The 19,614-nt window shown below is 59.8% G+C and carries 15 protein-coding genes; 4 read left to right on the top strand and 11 right to left on the bottom strand.

The window, feature by feature from the left end:
• Positions 1–5: 5 nt before the first annotated feature.
• The 3 genes from AABE10_RS32950 to AABE10_RS32940 all read left to right on the top strand — a co-directional run bounded on the left by AABE10_RS32950 (position 6) and on the right by AABE10_RS32940 (position 3,359).
• Entirely contained in the window at positions 6–719 is a 714-nt protein-coding gene (locus AABE10_RS32950; RefSeq protein WP_342937287.1) for an SDR family NAD(P)-dependent oxidoreductase, read from the top strand.
• Between the two features lie 13 nt (positions 720–732).
• On the top strand, positions 733–1,962 hold the full coding sequence (locus AABE10_RS32945; RefSeq protein ID WP_342937286.1) for a dienelactone hydrolase family protein: 1,230 nt from the start codon (positions 733–735) through the stop codon (positions 1,960–1,962).
• A 221-nt stretch (positions 1,963–2,183) separates the two neighbouring features.
• A complete protein-coding gene (locus AABE10_RS32940) occupies positions 2,184–3,359 on the top strand; it encodes a porin (protein ID WP_342937285.1) in 1,176 nt (391 codons plus the stop codon).
• A 603-nt stretch (positions 3,360–3,962) separates the two neighbouring features.
• On the opposite strand, the gene AABE10_RS32935 is transcribed toward AABE10_RS32940, so the two are convergent.
• From AABE10_RS32935 to AABE10_RS32895, 9 genes are all read right to left on the bottom strand, one after another.
• A complete protein-coding gene (locus AABE10_RS32935) occupies positions 3,963–4,136 on the bottom strand; it encodes a hypothetical protein (protein ID WP_342937284.1) in 174 nt (57 codons plus the stop codon).
• Positions 4,137–4,406: 270 nt separating this feature from the next.
• Entirely contained in the window at positions 4,407–5,348 is a 942-nt protein-coding gene (locus AABE10_RS32930) for an electron transfer flavoprotein subunit alpha/FixB family protein (protein ID WP_342937283.1), read from the bottom strand.
• Between the two features lie 9 nt (positions 5,349–5,357).
• A complete protein-coding gene (locus AABE10_RS32925) occupies positions 5,358–6,107 on the bottom strand; it encodes an electron transfer flavoprotein subunit beta/FixA family protein (protein ID WP_342937282.1) in 750 nt (249 codons plus the stop codon).
• A gap of 19 nt (positions 6,108–6,126) precedes the next feature.
• Positions 6,127–7,347, bottom strand: coding sequence for a PLP-dependent aminotransferase family protein (locus AABE10_RS32920; RefSeq protein WP_342937319.1), 1,221 nt, complete (start codon positions 7,345–7,347; stop codon positions 6,127–6,129).
• Positions 7,348–7,689: 342 nt separating this feature from the next.
• Positions 7,690–8,862 (bottom strand): FAD-binding oxidoreductase, encoded by a 1,173-nt coding sequence (locus tag AABE10_RS32915; RefSeq protein ID WP_342937281.1) that lies wholly within the window; start codon positions 8,860–8,862, stop codon positions 7,690–7,692.
• A 114-nt stretch (positions 8,863–8,976) separates the two neighbouring features.
• Positions 8,977–10,476, bottom strand: coding sequence for an L-piperidine-6-carboxylate dehydrogenase (gene amaB, locus AABE10_RS32910; RefSeq protein ID WP_342937280.1), 1,500 nt, complete (start codon positions 10,474–10,476; stop codon positions 8,977–8,979).
• Positions 10,477–10,748: 272 nt separating this feature from the next.
• Entirely contained in the window at positions 10,749–11,900 is a 1,152-nt protein-coding gene (locus AABE10_RS32905; RefSeq protein WP_428983423.1) for a branched-chain amino acid ABC transporter substrate-binding protein, read from the bottom strand.
• Positions 11,901–12,336: 436 nt separating this feature from the next.
• Positions 12,337–15,315: an FAD-binding and (Fe-S)-binding domain-containing protein gene (locus tag AABE10_RS32900; RefSeq protein ID WP_342937279.1), complete on the bottom strand. Its 2,979-nt coding sequence runs from the start codon at positions 15,313–15,315 to the stop codon at positions 12,337–12,339.
• A 1-nt stretch (position 15,316) separates the two neighbouring features.
• Complete coding sequence (locus tag AABE10_RS32895) at positions 15,317–16,345, bottom strand: DUF1338 domain-containing protein (protein WP_342937278.1); 1,029 nt, start codon at positions 16,343–16,345, stop codon at positions 15,317–15,319.
• 156 nt (positions 16,346–16,501) lie between these two features.
• Between AABE10_RS32895 and AABE10_RS32890 the strand changes: the two genes are divergently transcribed.
• Entirely contained in the window at positions 16,502–17,413 is a 912-nt protein-coding gene (locus AABE10_RS32890; RefSeq protein WP_342937277.1) for a LysR substrate-binding domain-containing protein, read from the top strand.
• Positions 17,414–17,776: 363 nt separating this feature from the next.
• Here AABE10_RS32890 and AABE10_RS32885 read toward each other — a convergent pair whose 3' ends face one another.
• Together AABE10_RS32885 and AABE10_RS32880 are read right to left on the bottom strand one after the other, a co-directional pair.
• A complete protein-coding gene (locus AABE10_RS32885) occupies positions 17,777–18,559 on the bottom strand; it encodes a class II aldolase/adducin family protein (RefSeq protein ID WP_152764984.1) in 783 nt (260 codons plus the stop codon).
• A 76-nt stretch (positions 18,560–18,635) separates the two neighbouring features.
• Positions 18,636–19,607 (bottom strand): electron transfer flavoprotein subunit alpha/FixB family protein, encoded by a 972-nt coding sequence (locus AABE10_RS32880; RefSeq protein WP_342937276.1) that lies wholly within the window; start codon positions 19,605–19,607, stop codon positions 18,636–18,638.
• Positions 19,608–19,614 lie beyond the last annotated feature (7 nt).

The following is a 19,614-nucleotide window of genomic DNA, read 5'->3' as shown; positions in this document are numbered from 1 at the left end:
CGCTCATGATCGATCACAACACTGTCGCCTTCGTTTCGGGCGCGAATCGCGGGCTCGGCGCGCAGTTTGTCGCGCGCTTGCTCGCACGCGGCGCGGGCAAGGTCTATGCCGCATCGCGCGCCCGTCATGTCGATATCGACGACGCCCGCGTGGTTCCCGTCACGCTCGACATCACCGACGACGAGTGCGTGACTCATGCCGCGCGCCTCGCCGCGGATACCACGTTGCTCATCAACAATGCGGGCGTGAACCGTCACTCGTCGTTTCTCGCGCCGCTGAACATCGATGATGCACGCGCCGAAATGGACGTCAACTTCTTCGGCACGCTGCGCATGGCACGCGCGTTCGCGCCGATGCTCATCGACAGGCGCGGTGCAATGATCAACGTGCTGTCGATCCTCGCACGCGTGAGCCTTCCCGCGATGGGCTCGCTATGCGCATCGAAGGCGGCGGCGTTGCGACTCACCGAATCGCTGCGTGCGGAGCTCGGGCCGCACGGCGTGGGTGTGTTGGCGGCGCTGCCCGGTGCGATCGACACTGACATGAGCCGCGATTTCGAAGGCCCGAAGCTCGATCCCGCCGATACCGCCGATGCGGCGCTCGATGCCTTGGCAGGCATGGCAGGCGAGGCCTATATCGGCGCGATGGCGCACGGACTCGCGCAAGGTCTCGCGCTGGATCGTGCCGCCACGCACGCGCAACTTCTCTCAACACCCTGAGACGGATAACGACATGGGCTCTTACATCGACAGTCACGACGGCAAGCACTTTCGCGCGTACCAGGCAGCGCCCGCGCACGGCTCGGGGCCAGGCCTTGTGCTATTGCAGGAGATTTTCGGCATCAACGGGTACATGCGCGCGATGGCGGACCGCTTCGCCGAAGAAGGCTATGTGGTGCTCGTACCGGACCTGTTCTGGCGCATGAAACCAGGCGTCGAACTCGGCTACGGCGAGATGGATTTTCATCAGGCGCTCGGTTATAACGAGAGGCTCGATATCGATCTCGCGGTGCAAGACATCGGCTCGACGCTCAAAACTTTGCACGCACTGCCGATGCAGGCGGGCAAGGTCGGTACGATCGGCTATTGCCTCGGCGGAAAGCTCGCGATGCTGGCGGCCGCTCGACTGGATCTCGATTGCGCGGTGAGCTACTACGGCGTGGGGCTCGACGCGTACATCGACGAAGTGCCGTCGATCCGCTGCCCGATGCTCTTTCACTTCGCGGGTGAAGATGCCTTCTGTCCGCAAGATACACGCGAACGACTGCTCGCCGCTTTCGCTGACAACCCGCAAACGAAAGCGCATGTGTACCCCGGCTGCGATCACGCCTTCGCCACGCCGGAGCGCGCTCACTATGACAAGCCCGCCGCGACGATGGCCTATTCGCGCACCATCGCGCTCTTGCGAAGCGTGCTCGGTCCGATTCATGATCTGAACAACTTGTGGGAGCGCCACTGCTACTACGAATTCGCGACGCGCGACGTCGACGCCGTCATGCCGACGATGGTCGGCGAGCCGTACGTCAATCACGTCCCGACGATGACGGGCGGCGTCGGACATGACGAGTTGAAGCGCTTCTATCGCTATCACTTTGTCAATTCGAATCCCGAGGACACAAAGCTCATTCCGATATCGCGCACCATCGGCGCGGACCGCATCGTCGACGAATTCGTATTCTGCGCAACGCACGATCGGGAGATTGACTGGCTGCTGCCTGGCGTCGCGCCGACGGGTAAGTACTTCGAGGTACCGATGCTTGCCGTCGTGTGCTTTCGCGGCGACAAGCTCTATAACGAGCACATCTACTGGGATCAGGCTTCCGTGCTCGTGCAGATCGGCGTGCTCGATCCGAGCGGATTGCCCGTCGCGGGCATTCAGACGGCCAGGAAGATGATCGACGAAACGCTGCCCACCAATAGGCTGATGCGGAACTGGGCGTCGAGCGAGGGCAAGCCGATCTGAACTGACGTTTGGAGTCGTTTTGAGGAAGCGCGATGCCCGGATTCGGCATCGCGCTTTTTCTATTCGCAGACAGGAAAGAAGCCTTGCGATTCTCGCAAACCCAGCTTGATAGTTTGCGAATACAAGAATTTTTTCGTGTGGGTAATGTGGCATGAGGAGTCGACGCTGCATACACTCCATCACCGATAGGTTCTCAACAAATCCATTACTTCGTCATGCCAATGAAGATCAAGACAATATCGGCTGTCGCCATTTTCGCTGCCTGCGGCGTTGCGCAAGCGAATACCAGTTCCGTCACGCTGTACGGACTCATCGACTACGGCGTGAACTACCAGAGCAACGCCGGAGGCGGACGCGTGTTCGGCGGCGCGAGTGGCATCATGCAGGGCTCACGCTGGGGCTTCAAGGGTGTCGAGGACCTGGGCGGCGGCCTGTCGGCGATCTTTCAGCTCGAGAACGGCTTCGATCTCGGCAAAGGCTCAGCCTTGCAGGGCGGCTTGTTGTTCGGGCGGCAGGCGTACATGGGGCTGTCGAGCAAGACATATGGCACATTGACACTGGGACGTCAGTACGATTCACTCGTGACTTTTGTCGAATCCCGCATGAATTCCGCGAACTATGGCGGCGGCACCACGGCGCATCCGGGCGATCTCGACAACCTCAACAATAGCAAGCGCGTAAACAACTCTGTGAAGTACACGAGCCCGAGCTTTGGCGGCTTCACCGTGGGCGGCGTGTACGGCTTTGGCGGACAGGCAGGCGATTTCGCGCGCAATCAGATCTGGTCGGTCGGTGCGGGCTACGAATATGGCAACCTCTCGGCGGGCGCGGCCTTCATGGACGTGAGAAACCCGAATCAGTCGTTCTTTACCGCAACGCCCACGAACGTCACGGGTACGAACGTCAACAATATGACGGCGAGCCCGGTCTACAGCGGATACGCTTCAGCGCACACGTATCAGGCCGTCGCCGTCGCCGGCAACTATATCCTCGGCCCGGCTACGTTGGGTCTCGTCTACAGCAACGTGCAATTCAAGGATCTCGGCGATACATCGTCCGGCTCCAATCCCCTCAAACTGACGGGCACCGCGAAGTTCAATACTGGCGAATTCAACCTCACCTATTTCTGGACACCGGCTTTGGCGAGCGAATTCGTCTATAGCTACACGCACGGCTCGGGAGCGGGAACGATCGGCAGCTCGGAATACAACACGATTTCGCTGTCGCTCGACTATTACCTCTCGAAGCGCACGGACGTGTATGTAATCAGCAGCACGCAATTCGCAAGCGGCACAGACTCCACAGGCCACGCGGCGCGAGCGACACTCAATGCGCTGACGGCATCATCGACCAACCGGCAGACTTTCGTTCAGGTAGGGATTCGACACAAGTTCTGAGTCCGCAGACCGCCGCGACGCGATCTGCGGAGCGTCGGTAGAGGAGCGTCCTGGGCAAGCCGTTGAGCCACGATAGTTGTGTAAATCCGGGGACCGAGGCGGTTCAGAACGCGGAAGTCCACATGGAGAGGCGCGCAAGCGCGAGCGTCCTGACGACACGGCGTGGTCAAAAACCCTGGCACGCACGCTCTTTGCGCGAGAACAACCAGGTTTCTGATCTGGCCAGTTGCACTGTGAACTGGGCCGCATCGGGAAGATAAGGAGCCGTAGTCCAGGAGGAACGGGCGGAAGAAGTCAGACTCCGCCATAGTGTGGGTATGAGCAGTGCGTTGTTCAGCCCGGAGGTACGGTGCTATATCGGAACGCCTCGCGGGCCGAGGAAGGTAGCCGCCAAGGCCGGGCAACGCGTTACCGTACTGCCCTGCCCTCGTTAAACGCGGGGCTTCTGCGCGCGCGCCTTTACTGGAAATAGCAAATGCATTCGCGCACAGCGCTAAAGCCCAATGTCGCAACGACTTCCTGGCGATGCGCGTCTCCACTCACCAAGACCACAAGCGCGCCCACAATCAGGAACACGACGAACAGTCCAAGGAACAGGCCCAGCTACATACGAACCCTGAGTTTCGGCGAGGAAAGCAACTGGCTCCGCAGGCGCAACTGGCTAAGCGCGATGACGAGGTAGACCAGCAAGGCAATCGTCCTTGTCGTCGACAGCCATGACTCGAAGACGTACTTCGGTGCCAGGTTGTTGGCAGCGCAGCCAGCGAAAGCGGCCATGTCCATCCCCGAGCGTCCCACTGCGTTCAGACAGGTCAGAGGTCTCATAAAACAGCGGTTCGCTCATCGCATTGCATACGACGCGAAATCTGCTGTTCGGATACCTGCCGCGGCTTCGCCGCGACGTAGACTCTGTCGAGTCTCGTCCATGTCTTCTCCCGGATCTTTTGAAAGTGCAGCGGACTTTTGTGTCCGCCTTATCGAAGGGGATGGTCAAGATTCGACGGCGTGTACCCTTGTATCGTCGATTGCGATGCACATGGCAACGGGTCACGCGTCGAGTCTTTCCACCAGATCAGGTACGGCCTCAAAGAGGTCGCCGACGAGGCCGACGTCCGCAACCGAGAAAATCGGCGCTTCCGCGTCCTTGTTGATCGCGATGATGGTTTTCGAATCCTTCATGCCAGCAAGGTGCTGGATGGCGCCAGAGATGCCCACAGCAATGTAGACGTCGGGAGCGACGATCTTTCCGGTCTGTCCAACCTGATAGTCGTTGGGCACGTAGCCAGCGTCGACGGCTGCACGCGAAGCCCCGAGCGCAGCCTGGAGTCTGTCGGCAAGAGGTTCCAGCACGGACTTGTACTGGTCGCTCGATCCCAGTCCGCGGCCACCCGACACGATGACCTTTGCAGCCGTCAGTTCCGGGCGCTCGAGTTTAGTCAGCTCGCGGCTGACGAGCGTCGAAAGGCCTCTGTCGGGCACGGCCGCAAGGGCTTCGACGGGCGCCGTTGCCGCCGTTTCTGCGCTGCTCGCTTCGAACGCTGACAGACGGATCGTCAGAACCTTCACCGGGTCCAGCGACTGCACCGTTGCGATTGCGTTGCCCGCATAGACAGGACGCTCGAACGTGTCTGCGCTTATTACCGCAGTAATGTCCGAGATCTGTCCGACCGCCAGTTTCGCAGCGACGCGCGGAGCGATGTTCTTGCCATGGGCAGTCGCCGGAAAGACAAGATGCGAATACTGATTGCCGAGAGCGACTACGTTGGGCTCGATGGCCTCGGCCAACCCGTCTTTCAGATGTTCTGCGTCGGCGTGCCATATCTTCTCGACATCTTCGAGCCTTGCCGCCGCCGCTGCGACCTCAGCTGATCTGAAGCCCGCGACGAGTACGTGAATGGGTTCGCCAATTCGACGTGCTGCCGTCAGAGTATGAAGCGTCGAGGCGTTCAGTTCGACGTTGTCGTGTTCTGCAATTACCAATGTCGTCATGGCAGGACCTCAATTCAGCGTGACTTTGCTCTTGACCATCTGCGCCAGCGCATCGACATCCGGCACGATCACACCCGCCGCGCGTTTGGGCGGCTCACTGACCTTCAACGTTTTCACGCGCGGCGCGATGTCGACGCCAAGTTCCGCTACATCGACGACGTCGATCGGCTTCTTCTTCGCCTTCATGATGTTGGGCAGCGTTACGTAGCGCGGCTCATTGAGGCGCAGATCAGTCGTCACGAGGGCAGGCAGCTTGATACTGACGGTCTCAGCACCACCATCGATCTCCCGGGCAACGAGCGCCACACCGCCTTCCACCTGTAGCCGCGATGCAAAGGTCGCTTGCGGAAGATCCGCGAGGGCAGCCAGCATCTGACCTGTCTGATTCGCATCGTCGTCGATAGCCTGCTTGCCGAGAATGACGAGATCAGGCTTTTCCCGCTCAAAGATCGCGCGCAGGATTCGCGCGACACCAAGCTGCTGGAGCTCGGTGCCGACCTTCACGTGGATGCCACGATCAGCGCCGATGGCCAGTGCCGTGCGCAAGGTTTCCTGACACTGCGTCGGACCAGCCGATATCGCAACGACTTCTGTCGCGTGACCCACTTCCTTGAGCCGCACGGCTTCTTCGACGGCAATCTCGTCGAACGGGTTCATCGAGAACTTGACGTTTGCCAGTTCGACACCCGTCTGGTCGGCTTTCACGCGAACCTTTACGTTGAAGTCGACGACCCGCTTCACAGCAACCAATACTTTCATTTCCGAGTACCTCTGCCTGCTACGATTGAACTGATGAGATGGTGCCCGCTAGTACTTCGTCATATGCGCGCTTGAGCCGCTTCGCGCCTTCCATGATGTCTTCGACGCCAGGCGCTGCGAACGACAGACGCAATGCTGACGTGTCGATCTTGTCCGCGAAGAATGCCTTTCCTGGTACGAAGATGACCTTGTTCGCGATCGCGCGTTTGAGCAGCCCGGATGCATCGATGCCCTCAACGCGAGCCCAAACGAACATGCCGCCCTTCGGCTGGTGAAACTGAATGGCATGACCCAATTGCTCATTCAGCGAGTTGCACAACGCGTCACTCTTGCGCTTGTACATGCTGGTTATACGCGGCAGATGCCGTTCGAGCGCGCCATCTGCGAGGTACTGAGCGGCCGTTGCCTGCGTCCAGGGCGTGCTGCAAAGGTCGACGGTCTGTTTGGCGATCACGCAGCGGCGCGTAATTTCCGCGTGAGCAATCGTCCAGCCCACACGCAGGCCAGGCGCAACGATTTTCGAAAGGCTTGCGAAGTGCACGACCCACTCGCGCGAGTCTTCAACTTCGCTCGTGAGCGCCAGAATCGAAGGGACAGCGTCTTCCGCGAATCGCAGATCGCCATAAGGATCGTCTTCGACGATAAGAAGCCTGTACTTCACGGCCAGCTTCAGCAATGCGATTCGACGCTCACGCGTAAGCGTTGCCCCCGTCGGATTGGCAAACGTCGGGACCGTATAAATCAGCTTGGGACGCGCGACCGTGCCTGACGCAAGCAACGCCGCAAGCGCGTCGACATCGAGGCCGTGTTCGTCGACGGGCACGGTGACGATTCGGGCCTGTTGGAGCTTCATCGCCTGGAGCGTCGCTGGGTAGGCCGGCTGCTCCGTCATCACGACGTCGCCCGGCGCAACCATGATGCGAAGCAACAGGTCCAGGCCCTGCTGCGAGCCGGTGGTGACGAGAAGCTGGTCCGGCGCACATGTCACGCCGCGACGAACCATCAACGCGAGCAGTTCCTTCTTCAGCTCGGGCAATCCGTCCGTCGGACCGTATTGCAGACATTGATTGGAAGCCTGATATGCGCGTGCCTGAGCCGCTTCCAGACCCTCGACATCGAACAGGTCGCTGGCCGGATAGCCGCCCGCGAATGAAATCATTCCCGGCTCGCTCAGGTACTTGAACAATTCTCGAATCGGGGAACCGGAGGGGCTCTGGAAAGGCGCGGTGAATTCGTACATGTTGGTGATGGCCGAGAGCCGGGCGGTCGCGTCGTCCATGCCGTCGATGCTCGTGGGCGTCAGTTGGTAATTTGAGCCTTCATTGTGGTCAGCCATTACTCGTCCATCAAACGATATCTACGCACCAGGTCATGCCGTTTTCTCATCAACCGTGGCACTACATACGCTGACAGCCAGCTTTATGCGCGTCTGGAAACCGTCGGTACTTCCCCCGAATCCGCACTTTTGAAATAGAAGTTGAACCGTTTCGCGAGCAGAAAGAAAAAGACCCGACAGCGTCGGGCCCAAGCAAAAGATACCAGGGAGATTGCCACCCCGGAACGGAGCGGCGCTACGTCACAACTACACGACGTTCTTTTCGACAATGGGACGGTTTTCCAGAACACGGCACCAGCTGAGAGACGACAGATCGAGCGTCGTATACTTGCCTTCGAGAATCAGCTCACTCACACCGCGCCCTGTTGCGGGGCCTTGCTGCAAACCGTGACCGCTATAGCCATTGGCAAACACGCAGTTATCGATATCTGGGTGATAACCGATGATGGCGTTATGGTCGAATACGTTGTACTCGTAGTAGCCTGACCAGCAGTTCTCGACGCGCAGTGCTTCGAACTCCCGTACGCGGTTAGCCAGGGTCGGCCAGATGATTTCGTCGAAAATGTTGTGGTCGACTTCGTCCAGCGGCAGATCGTCCGGGTCGTTGTCAATGCCGGGCGACGTTCCAGTGATATACGTATTGCCTTCCGGGCGGAAGTACACGCCCGTCGGGTCAATCAGCAACGGCGCATTGGTTAGGCGGGCAGGCGACGATACATTGAAGATGCTTCGACGGCGCGCATAGACAGGGATGTCGATGCCCATCATCTCCGATACCGTGCGCGTCCATGCGCCTGCAGCGTTGACGAGCGTATCGCACGCGTACCGTTCACCGTCGCTCGCAATCACATGAGTCACTTTCCGGCCGCCAAGAACGAGTCCCGTCACATCCGCTGCGATGTAACGTGCACCAAGCGATTGCGCCTTCTTGCGCAAGGCCTGAACGAGGCCATAGCCGTCGAACCAGCCTTCACCGCTGACGCCGTATGCACCAGCGACGATGTCTTCGACATTCAGCCACGGAAACCGTGCCTTCAGCGCGTCTCGCGACATCAGGTCGATGTCCGCACCGAGGCTCTTCTGCAATGCATGGTTCTCGCGCAGCGTCGATTCACCTGCGGGCGTCGCCAGGAACAGGTAGCCGCCTTCGTGAAGGTCGATAGCGGGCTTGTTCCCGCCGACTTCGAGCAGGTCACCGATGTTGCGCAGGAATTCGATGCCATACAGCGACATCTGGATCGACAGCGGCGTCGAAAACTGCTGCCGAATAGAAGCGGCCGATAATGCCGACGACGATTTCGCGTAGCTCGGGTCACGCTCGATGACCGTCACGGAAACCGTCGGGTCCGAAGCGCGCAAAAAGTAAGCGATAGAACTACCGATTACTCCGCCGCCAACGATAACGACTTGAAAACTCACGACTTGCTCCACGTTGCAATTATCTCAGGCGCTCTGTCAGGCGCCAGTAAAACGGAAGGCCGATACGTTCTTCTGTAGAAGTTCGTACCGGCTGATATCGAAGGACGACTGACTTTAATCGATGTTGAAGTCGATGCCTTGTGCGAGTGGCAGTGCCGACGAGAAGTTGACCGTGTTCGTCGCGCGGCGCATGTAAGCCTTCCAGGCATCGGAGCCCGACTCGCGGCCGCCGCCCGTCTCCTTCTCACCGCCGAACGCACCACCGATTTCCGCGCCGCTCGGCCCGATGTTCACGTTCGCGATGCCGCAGTCGCTGCCTGACGCCGACAGGAAGCGCTCGCTTTCCCGCAGGTCCGTCGTGAAGACGCAGGACGACAGGCCGTGCACGGCCGCATTGTTTGCTTCGATCGCGTCATTGAAGTCGTTGTACTTCAGCACGTAGAGAATCGGCGCAAAGGTCTCTTTCAGCACGACTTCCGTCTGCGATGGCATTTCAACAATAGCCGGACGCACGTAGAAGCCCTTTTCTTTGCCAGCGACGGCATGGCGCTCGCCCCCGAACACCTTGCCGCCTTCGCGCTTTGCCTGCTCCAGTGCTGCCTGCATGCGATTGAACGACTGCTCGTCGATGAGCGGGCCCATCAACGTGCCATGTTCCAGCGGGTCGCCGATCGGGACCTTGCTGTACAGGGTCTTCAGACGCTCGACCGTTTTGTCGTAGACGCTTTCGTGAACGAAGAGACGCCGCAGGGTCGTGCAGCGTTGACCTGCCGTGCCGACTGCAGAGAACAGGATGCCGCGCAGCGCCAGTTCCATATCAGCCGTATGCGAAACGATGCCGGCGTTGTTGCCGCCCAGTTCCAGGATCGAGCGGCCAAAGCGGCGCGCAACTTCGATACCGACCGCACGGCCCATTTCCGTGCTCCCCGTCGCGCTTACGATATTCGAGCGCGGGTCGGACACCAGCTTCGCGCCGACGGCTCGTCCGCCATTGATGACGCTCGTCAGACCTTCGGGCGCATCGCCGAATTCCTTGAGTGCGTCCTGGAGGATCTTGTCGACAGCGAGCGCCGTCAGCGGTGTCTTCTCTGACGGCTTCCATATGACGGCATTGCCGCACACCAGTGCGAGCGCCGCGTTCCACGACCACACGGCCGCCGGGAAGTTGAATGCCGAAATGATTGTGCAAACGCCCATCGGGTGCCAAGTCTCGGCCATACGGTGACCCGGACGCTCCGACGCGATGGTCAGACCGTAAAGCTGGCGGGACAGGCCGACCGCGAAGTCGCAGATATCGATCATTTCCTGCACTTCGCCCAGACCTTCCTGAAAAATCTTGCCCGTTTCCAGTGTGATGATGCTGCCGAGTGCGCGCTTCTGTTCACGCAGCTTGTTGCCAAGCAGCCGTACCAGCTCGCCACGGCGCGGCGCAGGCACGCTACGCCAGATCTCGAAGGCACCCTGTGCTTTCGCCAGTGCCGCATTGACCTCCCCAACCGACCTGCTTGCAACACGGCCGATCAGTTCGCCGTTGATGGGCGAATGCACGGCGATGTCGCCAGCTTCCGCAACGTGGGAAATGCCGAGTTCCGAGAGAATGGCCGATGCTTTCACTTGATACCCCTTCAAATTTTCGATACGAAATAACAGTACGTCAGGAAACCATGCACACACGCCATTTTGGCTACAACACTCGCGCTCGCGTTTTTAAGGCCTTTAACGCACGCAGCAGCTTCCTGAAGTTTGATGCCGCCAAATCAGTCCGTCTGCAAACACGGGGCGCATTTCGCATGAAAACAGCACGCCATCTCGCATTCGATGCGGTTGCGGCAGCACGAATGCGGCCGGCCAAGCCGCACTCCTTCAATCAACGCCCGGACGATACATCAGTCCGCCGTCTTGGTCGTCACGGGAGCCCAGGCCACATTCTTGACCTGATACATCGTCGAGCTTGGATTCTTGAGGTCACCCGTCTGCGTAAATGCAATCTTCCCGGTAATACCGTCGTAGTTCGTCGCCTTCAATGCAGCGTTGTATTCCGCCGGCTTCACTGAGTTGGCCTTCTCCATCGCCTTGATGGCAACCCAGGTGGCGTCGTAGGCAAATGGCGCATAGGCAAGCATGTCGACGCCGTACTTCTGCTTGAATTTCACTTCGAAGTTCTTGCCCTTCGGAAGCGTGCCAAGCGGTTGGCCGTACTCCCAGACCGACGCGCCATCAGCGGCGTCACCAGCAAGCTTGATGAAGTTCGCATCCATCACGCCGCCACCGGCCAGGAACTGCGCCTTCATCCCGAGTTGACGCATACGCTTGACGAGCATTGCCGCCTGCGCGTCCAGACCACCGAAGAAAACCAGATCCGGATTCGTGCCCTTGATATGCGTGAGCTGGGCGCTGAAGTCCACCGCCTTGTCGTTCGTAAACTCCCGCGCGACGATGGTCCCGCCTGCGGCCTTCGCTGCCTTTTCGAATTCATCGGCCTCGCCCTGTCCGAAAGCGGTGCGATCGTCGATGATGGCGATGCGTTTGGCCTTCGTCACCGTTGCAGCGTACGTCCCGGCGTTGCCGGCGTTCTGCGAATCCGTTGCGATGACGCGGTAGACCGTGTTCAGTCCTGCCTGCGTGATGGTCGGGTTCGTCGCCGCGGGCGTAATCATCGGGATGCCCGCCTTTGCATAGACTTTCGACGCCGGCAAGGTCGTGCCCGAATTGAAGTGCCCGATAACGACCGCGACGTTGTCATCCACGAGTTGCTGGGCGACCTGAACCCCGATTCTCGGGTCGCTCTGATCATCCTGCGATTCCACGACGAATTTGACCGGCTTGCCACCAATCGTCAGATGCCCGGCGTTGGCTTCGTCGACGGCCATGCGCACGCCGTTCTCAATATCTTTGCCGTACGCCGCGCCACCACCCGTAAGCGGGCTGGCGACGCCAACCTTGACCACCACCTCTTGTGCGCTCACGCCGCCCGCAACCAGCGGGAGCGACATTGCGACAGCGAGCATACGAGGGGAAGTGCGAAGACGGAAAATCATGGGCGTTCCTTTGATATCTGAAGTCGGGTTTAAACGCACTTCGGCGACGATGAACGGCTCCAGCGCGCGTCTCACATTCACGTCGGAGTCGGTGCCAAGGGCATGAGCGTGAAGGCGTGAGCGGATTGTCCGTAGCCAATATCTGTGCATCAAACGATATCTATGCACGATCTGATGCGCTTTTATCATCAAGCCTTTGCTGACAATGCTTCGAGCACCTATAAGGCAGTCGTTTTGAAACGTCGGTAGATTCCCGAGGCCGGGCATTTCTGAACGGTTTGTCACTTGGGAGAGGTCGCAATGCATTGGCTTGGTATGCGACATCGACGAGGCAGATAACGGCTCGGAGCGTTATCTGCCTGTGTTTCGCTCGCGCTTCATTCAGTTCGGCATGCCATTTATATGGGCGAGTAACTCGTCGCCACGATGCGTCGACTTACGACACCGAGGTCAGGTCGCCCGTCACGCGCGGTCGATGCGCCGACTGAATCGACGGCATATTCTCGAGTGCTTTCAATGCAAGCTGGGCGATGTGCATTGGCGTCTTCCCTGCCCCCTGCTCGATCTGCTCGCGACAGCTGAATCCATTCGTCACGATGAAGGCATTGGATGGCACGTCGCGCACCAGCGGCAGCAGCCTGTCTTCCGCGATTTTCATCGACAGGTCGTAGTGTCCAGCGTCGAATCCGAATGAACCCGCCATCCCGCAACATCCCGTATCGAGCAGCTTCCAGTTCACGCCAAGCTTGTCCAGGAGCATCGTCTCGCCCTTCATCCCGAACAGCGACTTTTGATGACAGTGACCGTGCACGACCACTTCAGCGTCGAGTTGCGGCCAGTCGAAGTCCGTGCTAGCGACGAAGTCCGGGAAGAGGAATGTCTGCTCGGATAGCTTTCTCGCCATCACGTCATCGGGGAACTGCTTCAGCAGTTCGTCCTTGAAGACGGAGAGACAGCCCGGCTCGAGCCCGACGACAGGCACGCCTGCCCGGACATCGTCGGCCAGTTCATCGACCGCGCTGCGAAGCAAGGCTTTCGCTTCGTCAAGAAGCCCGTAGTCGTACAGCGGTCGCCCGCAGCAAAGCCGCTTGCGGGGCAGCACAACCTGATAACCGATTCTGGTCAATACATCGAATGCGGCCGTAGCGATTTCCGGCGAAAAATGATCGTTGAAGGTGTCAACCCACAGAATGACCTTGTTTGCCGGCTTCGAAGCGGCTTGCCCGTTCCTCAATCCGCGCCGGTTCGCCAGCGCCCTGAACGTCTCTGGCGCAAAGACAGGCAGATTGCGCCGCGGCGCGACGCCAGCGAACCATTTGCTGATACGAGCCAGGGGCGGGGTCGACACCAAAAAGTTCACAAGCCACGGAAAACGACTCGCCACCGGTGCCCATTGTCCGATCCTTCCCATGAACATCGCCTGCCTCGGCAGGCGATGGCTTTCGTAGTAGTGTGAAAAAAACTCTGCCTTGTACGACGCCATGTCCGTGTGCGTCGGGCAATCCGACTTGCAGCCCTTGCAGGCCAGACAGGCGTCCAGTGCTTCCTTCACTTCATGGCTGTTCCAGCCATTCGTGATGACTTCGCCCTGAAGCATTTCCCAGAACAGATGGGCACGCCCACGCGTCGAGTACTTCTCTTCTCTCGTGGCGCGGAAGCTCGGACACATCGTGCCGCCGTCGAGCGAGCGGCATTTGCCCATCCCGATGCAGCGCTCGACGGCGCGCTGCATGCCGTCGCCTTCAGGGCTCGCGAACATCAGTCGCGTAGTCAGCCTGACCGGCTTGTACGAGGGCCCCATACGCAGATTTTCATCCGCACGATAGGCGTTCACGACCTTGCCTGGATTCAACCGGTTCGCCGGGTCCCAGATGGCCTTGAAAGCTTCCATCGCCCGCATGATTTCGGGGCCATACATGATGGGCAGAAACTCCGCCTTCGCCTGACCGTCGCCGTGTTCGCCTGAGAGCGAACCGCCGAAATCGACCACCAGTTGCGCCGCCTCGCGCAGGAAGCTACGCCATGTCAGCACCCCTTCAGCAGTACGGACGTCGAACGTGATACGGGCGTGAACGCAGCCGTCGCCGAAGTGGCCGTAGAGACACGTCTCGTAACCATAGCGGTCGACGAGTGCCTGAAACTGGCGCAGATAATCACCGAGACGCAGCGGATCGACAGCCGCATCTTCCCAGCCAACCATCGGGTCAGGCTTTGAAGGATCGATTGATAGCGATACAGCAGAGGCGCCCGTCTCACGGATCGACCAGATCTTCTGCTGCTTCGCTTTATCTTCGACGACGAAGCCGGTGACACCAGCACCGCCCTCGCCCGCCGCAAACCAGGCGTGCGCATCGTTGGCCCGCTGGATAGCGTCGGCAACGGTGTCGGCGCCGAATTCGAGCACCACCCACGCATCGCCAGCGGGCAGCAATGCTATTTCCTCGGCCTTCAACCCGCGCGCCTGCAGTCCCCGGATGATGCCGCGATCCAGACCTTCGATCGCTATCGGCGAAAAGCGGTTGAAATGAGGAACCGCATCGGCGGCCGTATAGATGTCGCAAAAGCCGAGGACAAGCAGCACGCGGCATGACGGGCTGTGGACGAGACGGACCTTCGCCTGAAGCGTAACGGCGCAGGTTCCTTCGGTTCCAACCAGCGCACGTGCGACGTTGAACCCGTTCTCCGGCAGCAGCTGATCCAGGTTGAAGCCCGACACGCGCCGCCTGATTTGCGGGAACTCGTGCCGAATGCGGTCCGCGTAACGATCCCGCAGATCGCGCAGCTTGCGGTAGATCTCGCCGCGACGACCGCCTTGCGCGATGATGTCTACGAGTTCGGCGTCGGTGGTCGGCCCGACCCAGAAGCGGGCGCCATCGTACGTGACGATTTCGAGCGCCTCGACGTTTTCGACGGTCTTGCCCGCCATGACGCTATGCGCGCCGCACGAGTTGTTGGCAATCATGCCGCCAAGCGTGCAGCGGCTGTGCGTCGCCGGGTCCGGCGCAAACGTGAGACTGTGCTTTTCCGCGGCGTCGCGCAACGTATCGCACACGACGCCTGGCTCGACGATTGCCGTCCTGCTTTCCGGATCGACTGAAACGACCCGGTTCACATACTTGCTTGCGTCGGCCACGACCGCCACGTTCACGCACTGCCCGTTCTGCGACGTGCCACCGCCGCGGGTCAGAAACGGAACGTCCTTGCGACGGCACGCGTCCAGTGCTGCAACGAGGTCATTGACATCGGCGGGCACGACGACGCCTAGCGGTATCTGCCGATAGTTCGACGCATCGGAAGCATAGAGGGCCTTCGAGCTGGAATCGAAACGGACTTCACCTCGAATCGACCTCCGAAGCTCCGCTTCGACTTCCTGAAGGAGACTCTTGCTGGCCTGAAACGGTGTGGCGGCTTTCACGTTACTTCGCTGCGTTGGCGGTCATCTTGAAGATTCCCGTGGCGTTGCCGGCGTCGAAGCGCAGGTCGGTCTGCCAGCGGCGCTCGTTTTGATCGAACGCGCGCTTGCGCGTAATGAATTCATAGAACGAGCCCGGCACTTCCCGCGTCACGGTCCTGCCGTCGGCGGACCTGAACTCACGCCTGACCGTATCGGCACGGTACGCCGTCTGGAAAACGAGGCCCGAACGCGAACGCTCGACTTCGGGCTTCATGGGCCGGCCTTTCGCCTTCTCGGCATCCGACAATGCGAACACATCGTCCACGCGGTCCGTTGCATGATTGAAAGCATTGCCTTCGGTCGAAATCCATGCCATCTCAGCGGATTCCAGCAGCAGCGCTTCATAGTCTGCTTCGCTGGGAATGTCGTGCTGACGGGCAAATGCGCCAACGATGACGGGCAGCAATTCCTGAGCCGCCTCGAATGGCAGCGAGCCGTCGCGTTCAAGATCCGACAGTTGCGAAATAGCGGCCGGCGTCAACGGGTCCTTCGACGATTTCACGACGTTGGTGACGGCCGTTTGAAATTCCTTCGAAAAGCGCTCCGGGTGCAGTTCGCTGACGAAAAACTGCGCGATCTCGTCTGGCGCGTCTTCGTGCGCGTACGCGCGGCCCGTCATGCCGAGCTTGTCCAACGGATAGCGACCGTTCAGCCTGAAACCCAGCGGACGCAGGATTCGGGTGAAAGCACCTTCGCCCGGAGGCAGCGCTCCGTTATGCGGCCAGCGGACAGTACGAAGCGCCCCATGGTCGAAGTACACCGAGCCACCGCTGGCGATGGCGTCATTCGTGTACATGCGTCCGTTCGGCGAGCGCAGTAGCAGGTCCTCGAAAAGCGCCATGTTCATGGCTTGCGCCAGTTCGGCACGCGTGACGGTACCGTCCTCCCAGTCCTGCAGGACAGTTGGGGCATTCAGCGTCGAGAACAGGAATTCAGTCTTTTCGTGGCCGAGCAGCTTCGTCAACAGACGTTCTACGTTCGCATTGCGCATCGCTTATCTCTCAGAGCAGACCGCCGCGAAGGCGGGAATGGGTCATCCTTCTGCCTTCCGGTTAAAGGAGAACCTGACGTGATTCGCATTATTGGAATCCTTGCGGACCTCGTAAAGCGATATAAAATTGTCACTTGATGAGTTTTTGGAACCAAGATGCGCAAGTTCAAGATTCCGAACATGGGTGCGCTAATGGCCTTTGAAGCCGCAGCGCGGCACGAGAGCTTCACGCATGCGGCCAAGGAGTTGTTTCTGACTGAGAGCGCAGTGTCGCGGCAGATAGCGACGCTCGAATCGAATCTCGGCGTGCGCCTCTTCGTTCGTGCGAAGCAGCGCGTGGTTCTTACCCGGGCCGGGCGGCTGTACGGCACGCAGGTGCGCCGGGCGCTGGAGAATCTGGACCGCGATACGCTTTCGATCATTGCGCACGGCAGCGGCGGCGGCTATCTCGAACTTGCCGTGCTTCCGACATTCGCCTCGCACTGGCTGATTCCCCGGCTGAAGGACTTCTACGATCGAACGCCCGACGTACGGGTCAACATGGGTGTGCAGACCGGCATGTTCGACTTCGAGGAATCGCACTTCGAGGCGGCCATTCACTACGGCAAGCCCACCTGGCCTGGCACGTCCGCAGATTATCTGTTCGGGGAAGAAGTCGTACCGATCTGCGCGCCGTCGCTGCTATCCAGACCGATAAGAAAAGCGCACGAGTTGCTCAACTATCCGCTTCTTCACTCCACGACTCGCCCCGACGCATGGACGCGCTGGTTTTTCAATCTGGGCATCGAGGACAATTCGACGATGCAAGGTGTGCGCTATGAGTTGTACACGATGCTGATTGCCGCCGCAGCGGCGGGACTAGGAATCGCGCTGGTTCCGAAATTTTTTGTCGATGGGCATCTGAAACAGCAGGGCCTTGTCATTCCGTTCGAAGTGGCCTCCGCGGTTGATTCAGCCTACTACCTCGTTTATCCGACCGAACTCAGCCATGGCAAGCCGCTCGAACTTTTCAGAGCGTGGCTCCTCGAAGAGGCCAGCGCGTACAACGCGATCCACAAGCCGGCGTGACAAGCGCGACACCGCGAGCTGGACACCAGCGCACATGGTCGCGACGTCTACGCAACATCGAGGGGCGCGGTGATCGCCAATGCGCCCGCAAACGGTAACCCGTACCTGCCGATAATCGAAGAACTGCAACAGCACGGGACCTCTTTGTTCGACCGGTCCGTAAATATCCTGGCCTCACACCGCGCTCCAGACCGGGAGCGGGTCTCATTAGTGAGCGCTTGGTCCACAGATCGACTTGCGCCATTGCAGTACAACCAGTTTTCACTTCCCCCGAACCGGCATGATGAACCTCGTTCGTCGCTCGAGCTGAGGTTCCCGACGGGCAGCGCGTTCTTCCTTGAATCACTACGGGTATATCCGATATCAAACCCGATAGTTCGCGCCATCACGCTCAAGCAGCCGCAGCAACGCCGTCCATTCGCGGTCAAGATGCACCGTACCGAGGTAGGCATAGTCATCGTGCTGCTTCGCGGCGTGCTCGCACACCTCGGGAGAAGGAATGACGACCTTCTGTCCCGCTGACAGTGTCGCCACCTGAATTTCGCAAGCCCTGTTCAGATAGAACATGCGTGTGAATGCCTCTGCAACCGAGCGGCCCGTAGTCAAAAGGCCATGATTGCGCAGGATCAGATAGTCTCTGCTGCCAATCGATGCGACTATGCGCTCGCGCTCATCGAGTTCCAGCGAAATGCCCTCGTACTCGTGATACGCCACGCGGTTATAGAACTGCATGCTGATCTGGTTCAACGGCAGGAGACCGCACTCCATCGCTGCGACGGCCATGCCGTACGTCGTATGCAGATGAACGACACACTCGACGTCGTGTCGCGCCTGATGCAGCGCGCTATGAATCGTGAAGCCCGCAGCATTGACTTCGAAGCGATCATCGCCGATCGGATTTCCGTTGACATCGATCTTCACCAACGACGATGCCGTGATTTCGTCAAAGAACCAGCCATGGGGATTGATCAGGAACTGGTCGGTGATGCCGGGCACGCGGGCCGAGATGTGGGTGTAAATCAGATCCGTGAGTTCGAACTTTGCTGCCAGCCGATAGGCTGCCGCGAGTTGCACACGTGTGTCCCACTCGGCTTGGGAAACGTTTCGAGGTTTTCGATTAGTATGCGGATCGGTCGTGGAAATCATGCTGGATGCTCTCCGGGTTCGATAGTCATAACGCGCAGCGATACCGCGCGCTCAGGTTTGTTGTTTCGGTTGCCGTTCAGATCCCGGCTACGAGGGCTGGCACTGCTTCAAACAAGTCGCTCACCAGACCGTAGTCCGCGATGCTGAAGATCGGCGCTTCTTCGTCCTTGTTGATCGCGACGATCACCTTCGAGTCGTTCATGCCCGCGAGGTGCTGGATCGCGCCCGAGATGCCCACCGCGATGTACAGTTGCGGCGCAACGATCTTGCCGGTCTGGCCGACCTGATAGTCGTTCGGCACGTAGCCCGCATCGACGGCTGCGCGGGATGCGCCCATCGCCGCGCCGAGCTTGTCGGCAAGCGGCTCGAGAATCTCCGTGTAGTTCTCGCCGCTGCCGAGACCCCGGCCACCCGACACGATGATGTTCGCCGACGTCAGTTCCGGACGGTCCAGCTTCGTCACTTCACGGCTCACGAACTGCGAGATGCCTGCATCGGCTGCGGCGTCGATCTTCTCGACCGATGCGCTGCCGCCTTCTGCTGCCACCGGGTCGAAGCCGGTTGCGCGCACCGTGATGACCTTGACCAGGTCTTGCGATTGAACTGTTGCAATCGCGTTGCCAGCGTAGATCGGGCGCTCGAACGTGTCCGCGCTATCGACCGCCGTGATGTCGCTGATCTGCGCGACGTCGAGCTTCGCGGCGATGCGCGGCGCGATGTTCTTGCCGTAAGCGGTCGCGGGCGCAAGGATGTGCGAATAGTCCTTCGCCGGGTCTTGCACAAGCGTCAGCACCGTCGCTTCGACGTTTTCGGCGAGGCCCGCTTCGAGTTGAGGCGCATCGGCGAGCAGCACCTTCGCTACGCCTGCAATTTTCGATGCGGCTTCAGCCGCTGCCTGTGCGTTGTGGCCCGCGACCAGCACGTGAATATCGCCACCGATCTTCTGCGCGGCAGCGACCGTGTTCAGCGTCGCGGCCTTGATCGACGCGTTGCCCCCCACGGGGACTCCCTTCGGTGCGTTGTGTTCAGCAATTACCAGAATCGTCATTTCATTC

The sequence above is a fragment of the Paraburkholderia diazotrophica genome (genome assembly GCF_038900755.1).
Taxonomy (GTDB): domain Bacteria; phylum Pseudomonadota; class Gammaproteobacteria; order Burkholderiales; family Burkholderiaceae; genus Paraburkholderia; species Paraburkholderia diazotrophica_A.
This window is presented reverse-complemented; position numbering and strand designations above follow the sequence as displayed.

Coding starts and splice junctions, on each gene's coding strand:
- AABE10_RS32905 (WP_428983423.1), bottom strand. CDS start 11,900: ATGATTTTCCGTCTTCGCACTTCCCCTCGTATGCTCGCTGTCGCAATG.
- AABE10_RS32885 (WP_152764984.1), bottom strand. CDS start 18,559: ATGATTTCCACGACCGATCCGCATACTAATCGAAAACCTCGAAACGTT.
- AABE10_RS32950 (WP_342937287.1), top strand. CDS start 6: ATGATCGATCACAACACTGTCGCCTTCGTTTCGGGCGCGAATCGCGGG.
- AABE10_RS32930 (WP_342937283.1), bottom strand. CDS start 5,348: ATGACGACATTGGTAATTGCAGAACACGACAACGTCGAACTGAACGCC.
- AABE10_RS32890 (WP_342937277.1), top strand. CDS start 16,502: ATGCGCAAGTTCAAGATTCCGAACATGGGTGCGCTAATGGCCTTTGAA.
- AABE10_RS32880 (WP_342937276.1), bottom strand. CDS start 19,607: ATGACGATTCTGGTAATTGCTGAACACAACGCACCGAAGGGAGTCCCC.
- AABE10_RS32895 (WP_342937278.1), bottom strand. CDS start 16,345: ATGCGCAATGCGAACGTAGAACGTCTGTTGACGAAGCTGCTCGGCCAC.
- AABE10_RS32940 (WP_342937285.1), top strand. CDS start 2,184: ATGAAGATCAAGACAATATCGGCTGTCGCCATTTTCGCTGCCTGCGGC.
- AABE10_RS32935 (WP_342937284.1), bottom strand. CDS start 4,136: ATGGCCGCTTTCGCTGGCTGCGCTGCCAACAACCTGGCACCGAAGTAC.
- AABE10_RS32945 (WP_342937286.1), top strand. CDS start 733: ATGGGCTCTTACATCGACAGTCACGACGGCAAGCACTTTCGCGCGTAC.
- AABE10_RS32925 (WP_342937282.1), bottom strand. CDS start 6,107: ATGAAAGTATTGGTTGCTGTGAAGCGGGTCGTCGACTTCAACGTAAAG.
- AABE10_RS32920 (WP_342937319.1), bottom strand. CDS start 7,347: ATGTACGAATTCACCGCGCCTTTCCAGAGCCCCTCCGGTTCCCCGATT.